Source organism: Streptomyces sp. NBC_01410 (genome assembly GCF_045040195.1).
GTDB lineage: Bacteria > Actinomycetota > Actinomycetes > Streptomycetales > Streptomycetaceae > Streptomyces.
This window is the reverse complement of the sequence record NZ_CP109530.1, coordinates 6,740,846-6,758,372: the sequence shown is the minus strand read 5'-3', so window position 1 is coordinate 6,758,372 and position 17,527 is coordinate 6,740,846. Positions and strand designations below refer to the sequence as shown.

11 protein-coding genes are annotated in these 17,527 nt (G+C 71.4%); 8 read left to right on the top strand and 3 right to left on the bottom strand.

Features of this window, described 5'->3' with window-relative positions; translation table 11 throughout:
- Positions 1–59: 59 nt before the first annotated feature.
- From OG741_RS30970 to OG741_RS30960, 3 genes are read left to right on the top strand one after another with little or no spacing between them, the layout of a single operon-like run.
- Complete coding sequence (locus tag OG741_RS30970) at positions 60–896, top strand: hypothetical protein (RefSeq protein ID WP_405603278.1); 837 nt, start codon at positions 60–62, stop codon at positions 894–896.
- A complete protein-coding gene (locus OG741_RS30965) occupies positions 896–3,163 on the top strand; it encodes a bifunctional serine/threonine-protein kinase/ABC transporter substrate-binding protein (protein ID WP_405603276.1) in 2,268 nt (755 codons plus the stop codon). The genes OG741_RS30970 and OG741_RS30965 overlap by 1 nt, the downstream gene beginning before the upstream one ends.
- A 10-nt stretch (positions 3,164–3,173) precedes the next feature.
- A complete protein-coding gene (locus OG741_RS30960; RefSeq protein ID WP_405603275.1) occupies positions 3,174–5,375 on the top strand; it encodes a bifunctional serine/threonine-protein kinase/ABC transporter substrate-binding protein in 2,202 nt (733 codons plus the stop codon).
- A gap of 13 nt (positions 5,376–5,388) precedes the next feature.
- On the opposite strand, the gene OG741_RS30955 is transcribed toward OG741_RS30960, so the two are convergent.
- A complete protein-coding gene (locus OG741_RS30955; RefSeq protein ID WP_405603274.1) occupies positions 5,389–5,820 on the bottom strand; it encodes a PPOX class F420-dependent oxidoreductase in 432 nt (143 codons plus the stop codon).
- 135 nt (positions 5,821–5,955) lie between these two features.
- Positions 5,956–11,304 (bottom strand): CHAT domain-containing protein, encoded by a 5,349-nt coding sequence (locus tag OG741_RS30950; RefSeq protein WP_405603273.1) that lies wholly within the window; start codon positions 11,302–11,304, stop codon positions 5,956–5,958.
- 372 nt (positions 11,305–11,676) lie between these two features.
- Between OG741_RS30950 and OG741_RS30945 the strand changes: the two genes are divergently transcribed.
- The 5 genes from OG741_RS30945 (at position 11,677) to OG741_RS30925 (ending at position 16,933) form a co-directional block, all read left to right on the top strand.
- On the top strand, positions 11,677–12,327 hold the full coding sequence (locus tag OG741_RS30945) for a DUF3168 domain-containing protein (protein ID WP_405603272.1): 651 nt from the start codon (positions 11,677–11,679) through the stop codon (positions 12,325–12,327).
- 1 nt (position 12,328) lies between these two features.
- The gene (locus tag OG741_RS30940; RefSeq protein ID WP_405603270.1) at positions 12,329–13,009 is read left to right on the top strand and encodes an RES family NAD+ phosphorylase; all 681 of its coding nucleotides are present in this window, start codon (positions 12,329–12,331) and stop codon (positions 13,007–13,009) included.
- Positions 13,010–13,415: 406 nt separating this feature from the next.
- Positions 13,416–14,096 (top strand): vWA domain-containing protein, encoded by a 681-nt coding sequence (locus tag OG741_RS30935; protein WP_405603269.1) that lies wholly within the window; start codon positions 13,416–13,418, stop codon positions 14,094–14,096.
- A gap of 116 nt (positions 14,097–14,212) precedes the next feature.
- Entirely contained in the window at positions 14,213–15,343 is a 1,131-nt protein-coding gene (locus OG741_RS30930; protein WP_405603268.1) for a protein phosphatase 2C domain-containing protein, read from the top strand.
- 9 nt (positions 15,344–15,352) lie between these two features.
- Entirely contained in the window at positions 15,353–16,933 is a 1,581-nt protein-coding gene (locus OG741_RS30925; RefSeq protein WP_405603267.1) for a hypothetical protein, read from the top strand.
- A gap of 15 nt (positions 16,934–16,948) precedes the next feature.
- Here OG741_RS30925 and OG741_RS30920 read toward each other — a convergent pair whose 3' ends face one another.
- Positions 16,949–17,497: a hypothetical protein gene (locus OG741_RS30920; RefSeq protein ID WP_405603266.1), complete on the bottom strand. Its 549-nt coding sequence runs from the start codon at positions 17,495–17,497 to the stop codon at positions 16,949–16,951.
- Positions 17,498–17,527: the final 30 nt, after the last annotated feature.

Below are 17,527 nucleotides of genomic sequence, written 5' to 3'. Positions count from 1 at the left end.
TCCCTCGCAGCCGTCTACGTTCGGGGAGTCGGACGACGCGAGCGGTTTCGGGGGGCTGCGTGAAGAGCAACGCCGTGGGCGTGCTGGGGAGTTGGGTGGCCGTCCTGGTGGCGGGGAGTCTGCTGGGCGGCTGTGCGGGCGGTTCGGAGGGGTCGGCGAAAGGGGCGAACGAGCGGGCGTCACGGAAGACCGGGTCGCCCTCGCACAGCGCCTCGCCCGCAAGCGGGGCGACCCCTTCGGACGGCTCGAGCGCTGCTTCCGGCTTCACGCCCGACGCCGCGCTTGTCCCCAGGACCTCGAAGGACGCGCGAAGACTGGTCGACTCCGTCGTGTTCGCCCCGGGCGACTGGGGCCGGGGCTTCGTCGCGCAGAATCCGGCCAAGAGCACTCCGAATACCTGGGCCGTGCTGGACAGCAGCTGCCGCTGGCAGCGGGAGAAGCTCCCCCACGGGGTACTGGCCGGCGTGTCCCGGTACAGCCGACTGCCAGGTGCCGGAGGCAAGGGCACTGTCAAGGTGTCAGCCACGGTCACCGCGCACGCCTCCGTCCTCGGCGCCGACGAACAGCTGAGCACCACCCTCGAGGAAGTTCTCCGCTGCCCTGAACAGCAGCCCCGGACCGACGAGCGGATCACGGGCCTGATGTCGCTCGGCACCCCCTTCGGCAACCGCGAGCAGCAGTACGCCGACGACTACGTAATCGAGGAAGGCAAGTACGTCGAGAAAGGCGGCGGCACCCAGCCGTACCGGTGGACGGTCGCCCGGCTCGGCACGGTCGTCGTGGCCGTCTCCGTGACGGGCGCGAAAGGGCGCCCTCAGGCGGAACTCAATCAACTGGGCGCCACCGCCGTGGCACAGATGCTGACGCGCATCCAGCGGCAGTTGAAGGAGAAGTGATGGAACCGCTCCGTACGTCCGACCCGGCCAAGCTGGCGGACTATCGGCTGCTCGGGCGGCTCGGCGCGGGCGGCATGGGTGTGGTGTACCTGGCACGCTCGGTGGGCGGATCGCTGGTCGCGCTGAAGGTGATCCAGGCCGAGTACGCCGAGGACGCCGACTTCCGGGAGCGGTTCCGGCGAGAGGCGGACACGGCGCGCCGGATGACCAGTCCGTGGGTGGCATCCCTCGTGGACGCGGACCCCGGGGCGGCGGCACCCTGGCTGGCCACCACCTTCGTGCCGGGGCCTTCGCTCGGTGAGGCGGTCGCCGCGCACGGGCCGTTGCCCGCGCGGAGCCTGCGGGTGCTGGGCGCCCGGCTCGCTCAGGCGCTGCGGGACCTCCACGGCGTCGGTCTCGTGCACCGGGACGTCAAGCCCGGCAATGTGCTGCTGGCGCTCGACGGACCACGGCTGATCGACTTCGGTGTGGCCCGCGATCCGGAGGACACCGCGCTCACGTCGACCGGCATCGTGGTCGGCACTCCCGGCTTCCTGTCACCGGAACAGGCCCAGGGCGGGCGGGAGTTGGGACCGGCCGCCGACATCTTCTCGTTGGGCTGCGTGCTCGCCTACGCTGCCACCGGCCGCCCTCCGTTCGGTACCGGCACACTCGACGCGCTGCTGTTCCGCGCGGTGCACGACGCGCCGGATCTGGAGGGTGTTCCGCAGGAGCTCGCCGAGGTGGTGGGCGGCTGCCTGGAGAAGGACCCGTCCCTACGGCCCACGGCCGAGGCGCTGTCGGGGACCCTCGCGGCCGCCGCACCCAGGCCGGGCGTTTCGCCTCCCGACCCACGGGAGGCCCTGCGGGTGCGTTCTCAGTCCTGGGACGCGCCTGCGAGCCACGTCTCCGGCGACGAAGCCGACTGGTTGCCCGAGCCGTTGATCCGGCTGATCGCCGAACGGTCGGCTGCCGGGCTCGCGCTGCCCGGCATCGACGACACCGAGGTCGTCCCCGGGGCAGACGCTTCCGGTGCGGCAGGAGCCCTTCCGCAGAGCCGCGCCGTCGGCAGACGCCGCTTCCTCCTTCTGGCCGGTGGCGCGACGGCTGTCACGGTCGGAGGCGGCCTGGCCGCCTGGGCGACGCTTTCCGGTGACGGCAAGGACAGGGGCGACGGTTCCGGCTCGGCCCCGACGGCCGCCCGGCCCGTGTACACCATCGGGCTGCACGCCGACCTGACCGGTGATCAGAAGCTGGTCGGCCGGGCTCAGGAGAGGGGACTGCGGCTCGCGGTCGACGAGTTCAACTCCCTTGGGGCCAAGCCCTTCACGCTCGACGTGAAGACCGTGGACGACGGCGGCGATCCGGCAAAGTCGCCCGCTGTGGCCAAGAAACTGGTCGCCGACCGTTCCGTCCTGGCCGTGATCGGTCCCACCACGGATGCCACCGCCCAGGCCTCGCTCGCGGCGTACGACGCCGCGCTGCTGCCCGTGATCGCGGTGTCGCCCGGCGCCACCGTGCTGGGGGTGATGGGCAGCCGGTCCTTCCTCCACGCCCGCGTGACGGACACGATCCTGCCCTTGTATCTCAGCGTGTATCTGCGTGGCACCGCGAAATCGCGCACGGTCGGGATCGTCGACGACCGGGCGGCGGACGCGTACGCCTGGGAGATCAGCAGCACTCTCAGCCATATCCTGAGGCAGGGGAGACAGCCGGCCGTGCCGAAGGTGGTCAGCGCATTGCGGACCGACTTCGGGCCGACCCTCGACGCTCTTCTCGACGGCGGCGCGGACTCCCTGGTCTTCGCCGGCCACCACGACCGCGCCGCGCTGCTGGCCAGGGAGCTGAGGAACCGTGACTTCCCCGGGGCCAGGGCCGCCGCCCAGGGGGTGCTCGACACACGCTTCCTGTCCGCTGCCGGGGACGCGGCCGAGGGCTGGGTGATCGTCGCCCCCGTCATGGACTCCTCCGTGGCTCCCGAGGCCAAGGCGTTCGCGGCCGCGTACCGCAAGCGTTTCGGTGCCGAGCCGGAGCGGTATGCCGTCGAGGCCTACGACGTGGCCCGTCTGGCAGCGCAGACCCTCAGCACGCTGCCCGCCAAGAGCGTCACCCGCAAGAACCTGACGACGGCGCTCCGTTCGGCGACGTACAAGGGGATCACAAAGAACTTCGCGTTCAACAAGCAGACCGGGGCCCTGGTCATCGACGGCAGCGGGGTCTTCCTGTGGAAGGTCACCGGCGGCCGGTTCCGGTACCAGGGCGTGGCGCCGTACCAGGTGTCCACCTGATGGGGCGCTGATGGAGCCGCTGCGCGGCGCCGACCCTGCCAGGATCGCGGGCTACCGGCTGCTTCGCAGACTGGGCGCGGGCGGCATGGGTGTGGTGTATCTGGCCCGCTCCAGCGGAGGTTCGCTCGCCGCGCTGAAGGTCATTCGCGCCGCGCATTCGGGCGACGCGGGCTTCCGGGCCCGTTTCCGCCGAGAGGTGGAGACAGCGGGCCGGGTCTCCAGCCCCTGGGTGGTGCCACTACTGGAGGCGGACCCGGACGCGGAGTCCCCGTGGCTCGCCACGGCATTCGTGCCGGGCCCCTCGTTGGCGGAGGCGGTGGAGGAGTGCGGGCCGCTGCCGTACGGCTCGGTCCGGTTCCTGGGAGCCCGCATCGCCGAGGCGCTGGAGGCCGTACACGGGGCGGGACTTGTGCACCGGGACGTCAAGCCCGGCAATGTGCTGCTCGCGGTCGACGGACCGCGAATGATCGACTTCGGTATCGCCCGCATGCCGGAGGACACCGCGCTCACCGCCAGCGGGATGGTGGTCGGTTCCCCCGGGTTCCTCTCCCCCGAACAGGCCCAGGGAAGGGGCAGGGAGATCGGGCCGGCCAGTGACGTCTTCTCGCTCGGCTGTCTGCTGGCGTACGCCGTGACGGGCGAACGCCCCTTCGGCCGGGGCTCGGCGGCCGAAGTGCTGGTGCGTACGGTCCACGACGAGCCGGACCTGGACGGCGTTCCGGAGAACTTGCTGCCGCTGCTGCGGGACTGTCTGATCAAGGACTCCGGCTCCCGCCCCACGGTGGCCGAGATACGGCGGACCCTCGACGAGGCGGAGCCCCACGGCCCGGACGGCGGGGGCGAGGGCTGGTTGCCGGAGTCGCTCACCCGCTTGATCGCGCGCGGTTCGACGGCCGTCCTTTCCCTGCCCGCCGTCGATGCGACGGAGGTTTCCGGGGTGACGACGGCCGGTGCGCTGCCCGGCGACGAGACCGTACCCGTTCCGGAGGGGGCGCCGAAGGGCTCCACGCGTCGCCGCTTCCTGGTGCTGGGCTCGGCCGCCGCGGTGCTGGCGGCGGGCGGAACGGCGGCCTGGTGGACCGCGGATCGTTCGGGCCGCGGCCCGACACAGACCCGCACACGGCTTCCGCAGCTCGTCGTCGCCCTGCACGCCGACCTGAGCGGAAGCCATCGGACGGTGGGCCGCGCCCAGGAGAACGGCGTCCGGCTGGCCGTCGAACACCTCAACTCCCGCACCGGCCGCGGCTTCGAGCTGGCGCTCCAGGTGCACGACGACGCGGGCAGCACGACCCGGGCGGAACGGGTGGCACGGCAACTGGCGGCCGACGACCGGGTCCGCGCGGTCATCGGGCCGACCACCGACGCCTGCGCGAAGGCCGCCCTCGACCGGTACCAGCAGGCGCTGCTCCCCATGGTCTCCGTGTCGGTCGGACTCGACGACGTGTCCGCCTTCACCTACCGGGTGTACGCGGCCACCCGCCCCACCGACGGCACCCTGGCGGCGCCTCTGGTCGCCCATCTCGTCCGCACCGCGCGGGCACGCAGGACGGTGCTGGTCGACGACACGGCCGAGGGCGACTTCAGCTGGGAGATCTGCACACGCGTCAGTGAGGCCATGCGCTCCGGGCAGCACACCACGACCCGGCGCACCCTCGCCGCGAAGGACGACGCAGCCGACGACTTCCGTGCCCTCGCCGAGACGCTGACCGACTCGGGAGCGGATGCCGTGGTGTTCGCGGGAGGGTATGCGCGCGCCGCGAAGCTGGCCCGTGAGCTGCGGTCCGCCGGCTACTCCGGTACGCGGTTGGCCACTCAGCGGGCCCTCGACCCCCGCTTCCTCACCTCTGCGGGCGACGCGGCCGAGGGTTGGGTCTTCTCCACCGCATTCCTCGATCCGACCCGCGTGGCGGCCGCGAAGCCGTTCGTCGCCGCCTACCGCAAACGCTTCAACGGCGCCGCCCCGCCCTGGTACTCCGCCGAGGCATACGACGCGACGCTCTTCGTCGCCCGCGCCATGACGACGCTGGGCGCATCCCGCGCAGAACGGGGTGCGATCGTGGACCGGCTGCGCGACACCGACTACCGGGGGATCGCCAAGCGGCTGCACTACACGGCATCGAGCAGGTGCTACACCGTGGACGGGCTGTATCTCTTCCAGTCGTCCGGTGGCCGCTTCCGCTGTCTGGGCCAGTACGAGAACGCCACGGCCTGAACCCGGGCAGAACCTAGCCGCGAGGCGGGGTCTCGTGGACCGTACGCCGCGACGGGTACCACTCACTGCCCGCCGGGCGGCCCTCCATGTTCCAGCTCCAGGAGACCGTCGGCGTGATGCGCATGTAGAGGCCCGGGCCGACCAACCCGACGCGCTCGACCGGATCTTCGGCGCGGCCGTAGACCCGTACGCCCCGTGCGACGAACGGCTCGAGGGACACCAGATCGTCGATGACGAGGGCCACCTCGTGGTGGCCTGCCCGGACGTTACGGAACTTGCGGGTCCCGGCGACCGCCGCGCCCGTCCCTCCGACCCAGAAGTACGTTCCGTCGTACTCGAAGGCGAGCGGGACCACGTCGGGCTGCCGGCCGTCGGGAGACAGCGTCGCGACGCGGGCGAGCGGCTGTGAGCCCATGTAGGCGATCTCTTCGTCGGTGAACGACATGGCATTCCTCCGGGTCTGCGTGAAGGGTCCTCCACCTTCCCTACGGACGGCGTCCCTCCGGATCGACACCGAACCGACACGCCTTGAGGTGAACCCCGACGGCCGACGCCGGTGCGCCGGTGACCTGAGTACGGGTCAGTGTCCTTGGTGCGTGAATGCCGCCCAGATCTGCGGGGTGTCGAGGGGTAGTTCGGGGTTCGCCTTCACCAGGTGGGCGATGGCGGGCGGCACGATCCGGTTCGGGTCGAGCATCCACAGTTGGGCGGCACGCAGGGCGTCGGCGGGTGATCCGGCCGTCTCCGGGTGTGCGGGCAGCCCCCGGCCGGTGAGGTAGTGGTGGAACATGTACATCACCAGCGATGTACGAACGTCGTCGGAGATCGCCCAGAGGGAGCCGACCACCGACGCCGCACCCGCGGTGAGGAACGCCGTGGACAGGGTCAGTGCCTCGTCGTAGTCGGCCAGGGTCAGATCGCTGGTGCAGTTGGCGAGCACCAACAGGCCGCCCGGGGCCCGGGCGTCGCGGCCGTGGGCGAGCGCCTGGATCTCCGCGACGGTCAACGTCTGGGGCGGCGCCGCGGCGGGGTGCAGGTCGAGACTCGACCTGGCGGGTGTCGCCCGCGCGGTGGCATGGCAGTTGATGTGGCAGACGGCTGCGCTGGACCCGCCGCGGCCCGGCAGGAACGGGCCAACTGCGGCCGCCGTGGCTGCCCGGGAGGGCGGACGGGTACCCGGGCCGGCGGGCTCGGGCACATCGTCGACCGGTCCGAGGACGGTGGCCTTCGGATACTGTGCCGCGATCAGCCGCGCCTCGTCGTGCATCACCCGTGTGCCTCCCGGGTCGGCGACGACGACCTGCGTACCGTCCCACGGCAGCCGGGAGCGGGCCGCCACGTCCACGAGCTGCCGCAGTGTGGAGCAGTACGAGATCACTGCCTCCTGGCAGGCATAGACGGGGCCGCCCGGACCGTCGGGCAGCCGTGCCGCGTGCCAGGGCACCATCCCCAGCATGCCCACCGGCGACAGGACCAGCCGCGGCAGCCGGTGGGGCCGGCTCGACCGGAAGTGTTCGATCAATGGGGTCATGGCCACCTCACCGGCCCATGAGCAGAGCGGCTCCAGAGCCTTGCGCCACCGGTCCGACGCCCTGCGCACGCGCTTCCTGCTGCGCCGGTGGAGTTCCCACATGACGGGCGGATCGTTCTCCGCCGGGAGCACGCCCGGCTCGCGGGTGGCCGCGCTGAACTCCAGGAGCGCCTCGCCGTAGGCGGCCGCCGGCCCGTCGTCCGGGACGGACAGTCCCGGCAGTCGCACCCGCTCCACCCGGCCGGTGGCCGTCACGACGAGCGCGTCGCCCGTGCCGTCCGCGCCCGGTATCAGGTGGACCAGGGCGTCGGCACGGACGGCGCGCAGGGCACGGCCGATCTCGGACGGCGTGGGGGCGGAGTGGATGCGCCGTTCGGCCGGGCCTCCCTCCAGCGCCTGCAGTACGCGCAGCCGCAGTCCGTCGGGAACGGCAAAGGGGGCACCGGACGGCGTTCCGGGGGTTCGCCCGTGGTCTGACGTGCGCCATTCCTCGGCGAGTTCGGCCCGGCCCGCCTGCTCCAGCAGGTCGGGCACGGTGGCGGCGACGGTCGCCGCGTTCTGTACGAGTCCGCGCCCCAACTCCAGTGCGTCCAGGGCTGCTTCGGTACAGCCGTCGGTGAGGCACCAGTCGACCAGGCGCATCATGTCGGTGCCGGCCGCGCGGGCCGAGTCGAGGGCGGCTTCGGTGCCGGTCTGGAGCAGAACCGCCCGTCCGTGCGCGGCCAGCACCGACTTGGCCGCCTCACGCGACTGTGCGCGCCGGTCCGTGTCCTGCGGACCGTACGCCCGCAACGCCTCGGCCAGGGCGCGGGTGAGGAGCACGGTGAAGGGGTCACCGGGCCGGGAGTGCACGGCCGTACGCGCATCCTGCAGGAGCCCGACCGCCCGCTGAAGGTCCGCCTTGTCGTGTGTCCGTCGGAAGCGGGCGAGCAGCAGGCGTCCGAGGCCGTACCGGCAGCGGGCGCGGGCCCCGTGGAAACCCTGGCCCGCCTCATCAACGGCTGCGGCCAGCAGGTCGATTCCCCGGTCGAGGGAGGTCCGAGCGGGAGAGCCGGCGGCGGCCGGGCCGCGTCCGTCCAGCGCGTGGGAGTGCGCGCAGAGCACGGCGGCCGCTCGGAGCAGCAGCGGCGCCCGGTGCGCGCTGCTGGGTGAGCAGAGCGAGGCCGCGCGGACGACATCCTCGACCGCCGCGCGTAGCGCCGTGACGTCGCCGTCGTGGGCCGCTCGGGTGGCGAGGAACAGGCCCGACTCGCTGACCACCGCGGGCAGCAGCGGGTGGTCGGCGGGCAGCGCGGAGGCTGCTTCCGTGAGTGCCCGCACAGCCCGGTCCGCCTCGTCGCCCGCGGGTACCGCCTGAGCCGTACCTCCGTCCCTCCGGGCGGCGAGCAGACCGACCAGCCCCGAGGCCGCGAGCAGTTCGGCGGAGAAGGTGCCGGGCGGAGCCGGTCGGCCCGGCCGCAGCAGGGCCCCGAGATCAGGCTGTCCCACGGCGGACCCGGCGGCGGGCCGGGCCAGCAGAGTGACGAGTTCGGGGTGGGCGTCGCGGGGGTCCGAACGGTCACGCAGCCGCCCATAGGCTTCGCGAGCGGCGGCGAGATCCATCCGGTCGCCGAGCAGCAGGTGGCGGTCGAGCAGCATGCCCGCGAGGAGCATGGCCAGCCGGTCGGCGAGGGGTCTGTCGCTGCCGTCCAGGGTCGCGATCGCCTGCTGGGTCAGGGCGATGGCGTCGGTCAGGTCCGAGGTCCCGCTCTCGTGCAGCCAGCGCCGGTGTAGCGCCAGAGCGTGCACGGCGATGACGGCGGCCGGCCGGTGGCCGTCATCGTGGCCGCCTCGCCGTGTCGGCTGTGTGACGATCTCGATGATTCGGCCGACCGGTTCGGTGAAGGGATAGCCGCTCCCGTCGCCCGGCAGGATCGCGGCGGCGGACAGCGGAATGTCCTCCGGCTCGGCGTCAGGCACAAAAGCAGGCACGAAAGCAGGCGTTGGGGCAGGCGCAGGGTCAGGGGTCGTTCGCTCGTGGCCCGGGGCACGTGCAGGGGAGCCTACGGATGCGTCTTCGCCGTGCACCACTCCCCCACCGGCAGCCCCAGCGCCCCCTGCGAAGGCGCCCAACAGCCCCTGGAGCAGGCCTGCGTAGCCGGCCGGCCGCAGTCGCTCGGACCACGGGGTGATGTCGCTGTCCGGCGGCATGTACCGCAGGCCCTCGCGCAACAGCCGGTCGGCCGACGCGATCTCGGCCGGGTCTGCCGACCCGCGCCGCCCGAGCTCGTGACCGAGTGCCCCTGCCGCTATCAGCAGGAACCCTTTCAGCGGCTGCTCGGTCGAATCGGTGTGCGCCGATGCCCGGTGGAGCCGGTCCCGCCAGTGCCGGCATGCCCCGTCGTCCAGCTCGCCCCGGCTGCGTACGAAGGTGACCAGGAGCAGCAGTAGTTCGTACGCGGGCACGGGCTGTTCTCGCCGCTTCGCCGACGTTTCGAGCAGGTGCCTGAGGGTCTGGAGGTCGTCCTCGACGCTGGGGTGGCGGGAGACGTCGGGGCCCCATGTCGGCTCTCCCCAGGAGGTGAAGTGCGCCGGGTCGAAGGGGTCGCTGGTCCAGATGCTGTTGGCGAGTGCCCCGATGAAAAGTGCGTCGAAGTCCGGATCCGGGGCGAAGCTGTCTCCGTTCTCGTGCGCGCGATCGAGCACGATACGGAACCAGCGCACCGATTCCTGGATGAGCGCGCGGTCCCGCACCGGCAGCCGGATCGCGTAGCCGATGAGAAGGCTGATCGCCAGCGCACACGCTGCCGCTTCGTACAGGTCGTCCTCGTAGCCGTAGAGGCCGACGCCGGTCCGCAGCAGGCTGATCGTCAGCTCGTTGTCCTCCCGTACGCCGGGGGCGCCGGCCGCCAGGGCGATCTCGGGGTCCGCCCGGCCCGGCGTCATCGCCCGGAGCAGCAGCTCGTGCAGATGCGGCAGGGCGCGACGGTGTGTCCGTTCGAACAGGGCAAGGGCGAGCCGGAGGCAGGCATCACCGCGGTCGGTGTCGGCGTCGGGGATGACGTCGATCAGCTCCTGCCCCCGCCGGACCAGGCGGTCGAGCCGCGCATCGTCGGTGCTGCCGGGCAGGAGCATGCTCAGCACGGTCACCAGCGCCAGGAGGATGTTGAGCCGTTCCTGGGCGCGGTCCTCGTCGGTCTCGGGTGGTTCGCCGGTCTCCGGCCACTCGCCGGGCCCGGACCGCAGGGCCAGCCCCTCCAGTGCCAGGTCGAGGTGCTCGGCGGCTTCGCCGAGGTCACTGTGCCGGGCGGGATTCCCGGGCGTGGGCGCGGTGGTGTTGCGTTCGGCCCGGTCGATGAGCAGGAGCGCCAGGTCGACCCGGTTGGCGCGTACTTGGCGGCGCGTAGTGCCCGGATGGTCGATCGCCCTGCGGTGCCACGCGATGAGGGCTTCCTCGGCGGCCCGTCCGTTGTCGTGTTCGTACAGGTGACGGGCGACCATGACGGCCAGTTCCGTCGCGTCGCCCCCGTCGGTCGACGGGTCTCGGGTGAGCGGCGCCAACAGGTCCAGCACGGGGCCGAGTTCATGGGCCGGCCGCGAGCGCGCGCCCTGGTCGCCGGGCCCGCCGGTCGGGTCGCAGCCGTCGTCGTGCTGGAAAAACTGGAGCAGCGCCAGTTGGAAGGTGACCTCGGGCAGGGGCCCGGCGTCCGAAGCGGCGGCGCGGGCTGCCCCGAGCCGGGTGATGGCCCGGCCCCGGTCGGCCTGCCGTGCCGCGGGGGGCGAGCTTGGGGCGCGCGAGCGGTCGGCGAGCGCCAACCCCAGGCAGGCGAGCGCCAGTTCGGGGTCGTGGACGAGTCCTGCCTCCTGGCCGTCCACGACAGGTGTCAGGAGCGTAATGACCCGGTCCAGTTCCCCGCTTCGGCGCTCGCCCGGAAGGGTGCGACTGCGGTGGAACAGTGCCAGGGCCAGATCGCACCGTGCGTTCGCGGCCGCACCCGGCGGCCACCATTCCGCCTCCCCCACAAGCGGCGGGAAGACGGCGTGCCCGTGCGGGGGTAACGGCGCGATCGCGGTCTCGAAGAGTTCGATCGCCGTGTCCAGCGCGTCCGGGTCGCCGGTCAGGTCGGTCTCGAACTGGGCGCACCGCGCGGCCAGCAGACAGGCCCAGTGGTAGGAGGCGGTGCCGGTGCGGTGCCCGGCCCGCAGGCGGTCGAGCAGGGCGCGCGACTGGACGAGGCCGTCCGGGAGTTCCCCGGCCGGCGCCGGCGAGAGGTCGACGGTCTCCATGGCGTGCAGAAGCAGCAGTTCGGCGATGTCGGCCTCGGTGTTCCAGCGATCCTGACCGCCGGGCTGCAGTACGGCGGCCCGCTCGCGCAACCGGGCGATCTCCGCCTCCAGCGCTGCGAGGTCGTCGCTCATCGCGGACCAACTCCTCGGCGCGGGCGGAGCGGCAGCGCGCCGCGGACGTCATTCGGTGGTGCAGCCATGGTGTCCCCCGTTCTCCTGCCGCAGCACCATCACGCAGCCGGAATTCCGTTCCGGTGAAGACCTGGCGCCGCCGGCGGCAGTTTTCCCGCAGCACTGCGCGGCACTGCGATGTCGTGATTCTGCCCGGTGACGTACGAGCCTGGCAATGCATTACGCACCCCGGGGCCACTCCGGTGCATTTCCAGTACGCTCGCGGGGAGAACTTCCGCTGCCTTGAACCGTGAGGGGAGACGATGCATGGACGATATTGATCTTTCGATTCTGACCGACCTCGAATCACATCCCGATGAATTACGCGAACGTTTGACGGAAGCTGATCGCGTACAGCTCGACCTGCTGCTGGGGCTGTTCGCGAATGTTTCGGACGAGGAAGGGCTCCGGGCGATCGGCCTGGCGGTGGCGTCCCATGTACGCAGCCATCTCCCGGCCGACGACCCGGCACTGAGGCAGTGGCGCTCGACCATGGCACCCGACCGGGCCGGGGCGCCCGGACTGCTTCGCCGGATGGCCGTACGCCACGGTCACCGCCCCGCGGCGGCCCGGCCCGCGACCGCACGGCGGGCGGCCCCCCGGCCAGGACCGGAGCAGCAGGGGTCGCTCACGCCGTCCCCGTGGGACCTCATCCGCGACCGGCTGCTGTCCGCCACGTCCCTCTCCGAGGCCCAGGTCAGGGACGTCCTCGGGCAGGATCCCCGGCATCCGCACCTGATCCGGCTGACCCGGAAGGGCGGGGAAGTACGGCTGCCGTCGTTCCAGTTCCAGGAGGACTGCACGCCGGTGCCGCTGGTCCTGGCCATCAACGAAGTACTCAGGGCTTCCAAGGACCCGTGGGGTGCTGCGGACTGGTGGCTGGGCCGCAACTACTGGCTGGGCACCGCGCCGGCAGAGGTCCTGGGCAGCGTCCCGGACGACGAGTTGATGGCAGCGGCGCGAGCCGTGGGCGAGGGGGACTGACGTGGCACGTCCGGCGAAACTCCCCGACAAACTCGCGGGCACGGCGCACCAGGTGATCTGGCCCGCCGGGACCAGGCTCTACCGGGTGCACAGGAAGACCCGCACGGGAGCCACCTTCAACCCGACCGTGGTCGATCATCACTTCGGCGGCACCCGGTTCGACAGCACCAACAACGACGTCTACTCCTACCTGTACGTGGCGCCCACCGCTCAAACGGCCCTCGTCGAGAGTCTGCTGAAGGAACTGCCGATCGACGACGGCGTGCCGCGCACCGTGTCGTACAGCGCCATCGAAGGCCGGTGCCTGTCCCAGCTGGAGCTGCTCACCGATGTCACGCTCCTGTCGCTGCTCGACCGCCGCGCGATGAGCGCGGCCGGCCAGGGCACCTGGCTCATCCAGGCGGATACACCCGACTATCCGTTCACCCGCCGCTGGGCGCACTGGCTGCGGCAGCAGGCCGACTGGGCACAGGGGTTGATCTGGACCTCCAAGCAGGATCACCCGGAGCCGACCGCCGTGCTCTTCGGTGACCGCTTCGGTCCGCTGCTCGGCGACAACGTGAACAAGGTCGTGGCTCCTGTCCCGAACACGACGATCGATCTCGACGACAGCGCGGGGATGCGCTGGCTCGACAGGACACTGTCCGACTACTGCGTACGCGTCGGCGCACCCCCGGACTGAGCGGCGGACGGGCTGCCCCCGCTCCGTACGGGCGGACCGGCATGCACCGGCATGCACCGGCCTGGCTGGTCAGACCCGGGCGTCACCCGGGCCCGACCGGTCAGACCCGGGCGTCATCCGGGCACAACCTGGGCGAAGTTCGGGCCACGTCCGGGAATTATCGCGCAAGTAGGCAAAAATGAGCCGGACGCACCTCCCGGTCGTGCATAGTCGAGCGAAGCGCCTTCGAAAGAGATAATCGGGGGACTCCGGGGGATGCGGAGCCGCAGGGCACAGAATTCGTGGTTTCGCGCGAATCGGCCGGCCTCATGAACCCGTTGCCCATCGCTCTGCGTTTCGATTCGCGCTCGTTTCTCCGTCCGCTTTCCCTGCGATTCTCTCGCGCCCGAAAACTCTGGGGGTTCTCGTGTCTCAATTCGCCGAATCCGAACGACCTGCGATCTTTCCCGTCTGTCTTGTCATCGATGTGTCCGGCTCGATGTCGGGCGGCCCGATGGCAGCGATGAACACGGCCCTGCCCGCCATGCAGAGAGCGATCCTGGACGACCCGACGACCGGTGAGATCGCCCGCGTCGCGGTGGTCACGTTCTCCGACTCGGCCGCCTGCGTTCTGCCGCTCAGCGACATGGCCCATGCGCAGATGCCCGCCCTCTCGCCCCAGGGCGGCACCAACTTCGCCGAGGGGTTCAGGGTCGCCCGTGAGGCTCTCGTGGACGGCATCGGGGCGCTGGGCCGGGGGGCGAGGTACCACCGGCCGGTGGTCTTCTTCCTCAGCGACGGTCAGCACAACGCCGGGCAGAGCTGGAAGGACGACTTCGACCGGCTGCGGAGCAGGGAGGACAAGTACGGCGCGGAGGTGGTCAGTTTCGGATTCGGTCAGGCGAACCGGGACGTGATCGCGCAGGTGTCCACCCAGCACGCCTTCTTCGCCACCGACATGGATCCGGCAGTGGCGGTGAAGGAGATCCTGCACACCGTGCTCCTGAGCATCAAGACGACCTCCGGCTCGTTCCGGGCGGGTGGCGCGGCGGGGCTGAGCGTTCCACAGTCCACGGGTCTGACGCCGCTGCCGGTCCTCTCGAACTGACGGGCGCGACGATGGTTTCCAAGTGGTGGCCCAGGGGCAACCGGCAGGAGCCGGTTGCCCCCGCCGGCGCGGCCTCCTCGGCGGATCGGCCCGGGGCCACCCCGGAGTCGTCCGGCGTGACGGGCGCCCGGGCGGCCTCCGCCGCCCGGCCGGGCCCGGCACAGCCACCGGGTGCGCTGCTGCCCGCCCAGACGTCGGCGGATGCGCCCGCTACGGACGGAACACCGGCGCTACAGCACGAACAGGGCTACGAGTACCAGGAGTTGCCCACTTCCGCCCCTCGGACGGGACAGCTGGCGAGCCTGCCCGTGCCCCGTCTCACCGACGTGCCCACCAGCCTGCCCGGCATGCGCGCGGACGGCGGAGTTCTGCGGGGCTGCTGGATCGCCGCGGCCAGCATGACCGGCACCTCGCATCTGGTGCACGGCACATCGGGCCAGGACGTCTACCGGTACACCGTCACCAAGGACGGTTCCGGGCTGATTCTCGTCGTCTGCGACGGCCTCGGCTCCCGGCCGGCCACCGCGCAGACCGGCGCGGAGCTGCTCGCCTCGTATCTCTGTGAGGCCGCCTCGCACATCACCGGGCGGCAGATGGCCCTGGCACCGCAGGACGTTCTCCGCGATGTCCTCGCGGCGGGCAGTGTCGCGGTGCAGCGTCATCGTGTCGCGGTCCTGGGGTCTTTGACGGACTCGGACCTCGCGTCCACCGTCGCCGTGTGCTGGCTCCCGCTGCCCGCCGACGACGACGAAGCCGCCGGCGACGGAGTTCAGGGGACCGATCCGGGCGGGGAATCTGCGGGCAGCGGTCAGGGACATGCCGTACGGGTGGGTGACTGCAACGTCTTCACCCTCTCCAGCGGCAGGTACGAAACCGCCTTCCCGGCGGACGAGGGGCCGGCCAACCTCGTCACGGGGTATCTGCCGGACGACGACGCGCACCGGCTGGCCGAGTACGCCCCGGTCGTGCTGGACGGGGTGGAAGCCGTGATCCTCACCACCGACGGTCTTGCCATCGACCTGTTCGACTCGCCCTCGGTACGGACGTGGCTGGCGTCGTGCTGGTCGGTGCCCTGCAGCGCCGCCCGCATGCTCGACTCGCTGCGTTACCGCCGCCAGGGCTCCCACGACGACCGGACAGCGCTGGTCGCCTGGCCCACGGCATCGGCTTCGGCGCCGCCTGCGTCCGAGACACGCGTGCCCGGCCAGGCCGATCCCTCGGCCGCGCATCCCCGTCCCAAGCCCTGAGGTACGGTCATGCGCCATGTCATGGGCGGCTCCGGCCGCCAGTACGCCGTGGAAGACACCGAGTTGAACAGCGGTGGCCAGGCAAAGCTCTATCGCTGCCGTGACGGCAAAGGCCTGGTACGGGTCTACAAGGATTACCTGAAACCGCTGCACGACAGCGCCGACATCGCCCAACTGAGCCGCCTCCAGCGGATGGGCCACGACATCGTGGCCCGCGCCGAGGCCCAGCGCTCGCTCGCCGGGACGGCGTCCTCCTCGGTGAACTGGCCCATCGACCTCGTCCGTTCCGGACACGAAGTCAAGGGCGTCGTCCTGCCCCTGATACCGGGCGAGTTCATGCGCGACGGCAAGAGCCCCCGCACGCTCGACTTCCTCTCGCTCGCCCGCGCGAACCCGCCGCAGGCATCGGTCCGGGTGGGTGTGCTGATCCGGGTCTGCGACATCTTCGCGTACCTCGAATCCGAGCAGTTGGTGCACGGCGATGTCTCCGCGAAGAATGTGGTCTGGCGGCCGTCACCCTCGCATGCGTACCTGATCGACAGCGACGGCATGCGCTCCTTCTCACCCACCCCGACGAACGGTGTCTGTACTCCCGGGTGGGAGGACCCGCGTCTGCAGGCCGGGAAGATCAAAGCCCACGACCGTTACAGCGACCGGTACGCGCTGGCGCTGGCCATGTACAAGGGCCTCTTCCTCAACCCCGGCGCTCCCTTCTATGACAACGGAACCTGGACCGGGGCCTCCGGCTTTCCGCGCCGGCTCGACCCGCGGCTGCGGGACTTGTTCACCCGCGCGCTGGGCAAGCCGCTCGCCACGGACGGACGGCCCACGGCGGCGGAGTGGCGGCAGACCCTCACCTCCGTCTTCCTGGACGGCACAGGCAACTTCCAGCGCCAGCCTCTCGACGTGCTGGACGCATACGCGAAGCAGCACCGGGACGCGCACACCCAGAAGTTCCGGGCCGGGGCCGCGGGCAGAGCTACGGCGACCCCTACGCCTGCGCCCGCCCCCGTGGTCGCCGCTCCGCCCGCCGCACCGCGCCCGGTCCCCGCGCGCCAGACGCCCGTTCGACAGCTGATCGCCGCACCGGTCCGGGCCACGCCGGTACTCGCCACACCGATTCGGGCCACACCGGTCCGCGCGGCCTCGAACAGCACCTCCCCCTGGTGGGCGGTCATGCTGATCCTGGTGCTCGCCGCGGGAGGAGGCGTCGCCTACAAGGCAATGAACGAGCAGCAAGAACAGGCGCAGGGGGACCTGAGGTCGGACACCGCCGCGGCTCCGTGCCCGGCCGAGATCGCGGCGGACATCCCTGACGGCGACGGCGCGGTACTGCTCCACCACTACGTCACCGACTGGCATGACATCACCCTGTGCCGCACGGCGGGCGACACCGTGTACTACCACGGGGCGCTGCTGAAGAGTCCCGACGCAGACACGATCACCATCCCCGCCACCGAGACGAGCACCGGTTACCGGGCCCCCAAAGGGGACTATCTCTACGAGATCGACGGGTCACAGGTCCTGGTCACTCTGCCGTCCGGCAAGACGAAGACGTACCGCCTGACGGAAGTGATCGATCCGGGCTGAAGCCGTGAGGGCGGTTCAGTCGGCCAGATCCGCTCTCAACCCGGCGCGCAGTTCGCCGAGTTCGTTCCAGAGTCCGGCGATGCGGAGCCGTGCGCCCTCGACCGTCTCACCCGTGCGGGCCATGCCGTGGGTGAGCCGTATCAGCACACCGTAGGTGGCGTTCAGCGAGCGGTTCATCGTCCGCACATCCGCCAACAGCGGTTCGGGCAAGGTCAGCTGAAGCTCCGCGTAGCAGTCCCGGTAAGCCGCCCGGGCATGCTCCAGCTGCGACGCCTCCCGTGCGGTGTGCTCGCCCGCGGACCCCCGGCCCAGCGCGTGCGCGTAGTCGGAGAGCGCCGTCAGGTACTGACGGGCGGAGGTGTTGAGTACGGCGTACTGAGACCGGCGGGCGCCGAGAGCCTCGTGGCGCTCCTGGAGGAACCGTTCGTCCAGCAGGCGCCGTTCCTCCTCACGCCGACCCTCACGGCGGGAGCGGTCGATCCGGCTCTGGGTGATCAGGGCGGTCATGGTCGTCGTCGCGGCCCCGACCACCGTCACGAGCAGTGCTGTCGCCGTGGCGTCCACGCCGCCTCCCGCCGTCGCATGGTTGAGCGC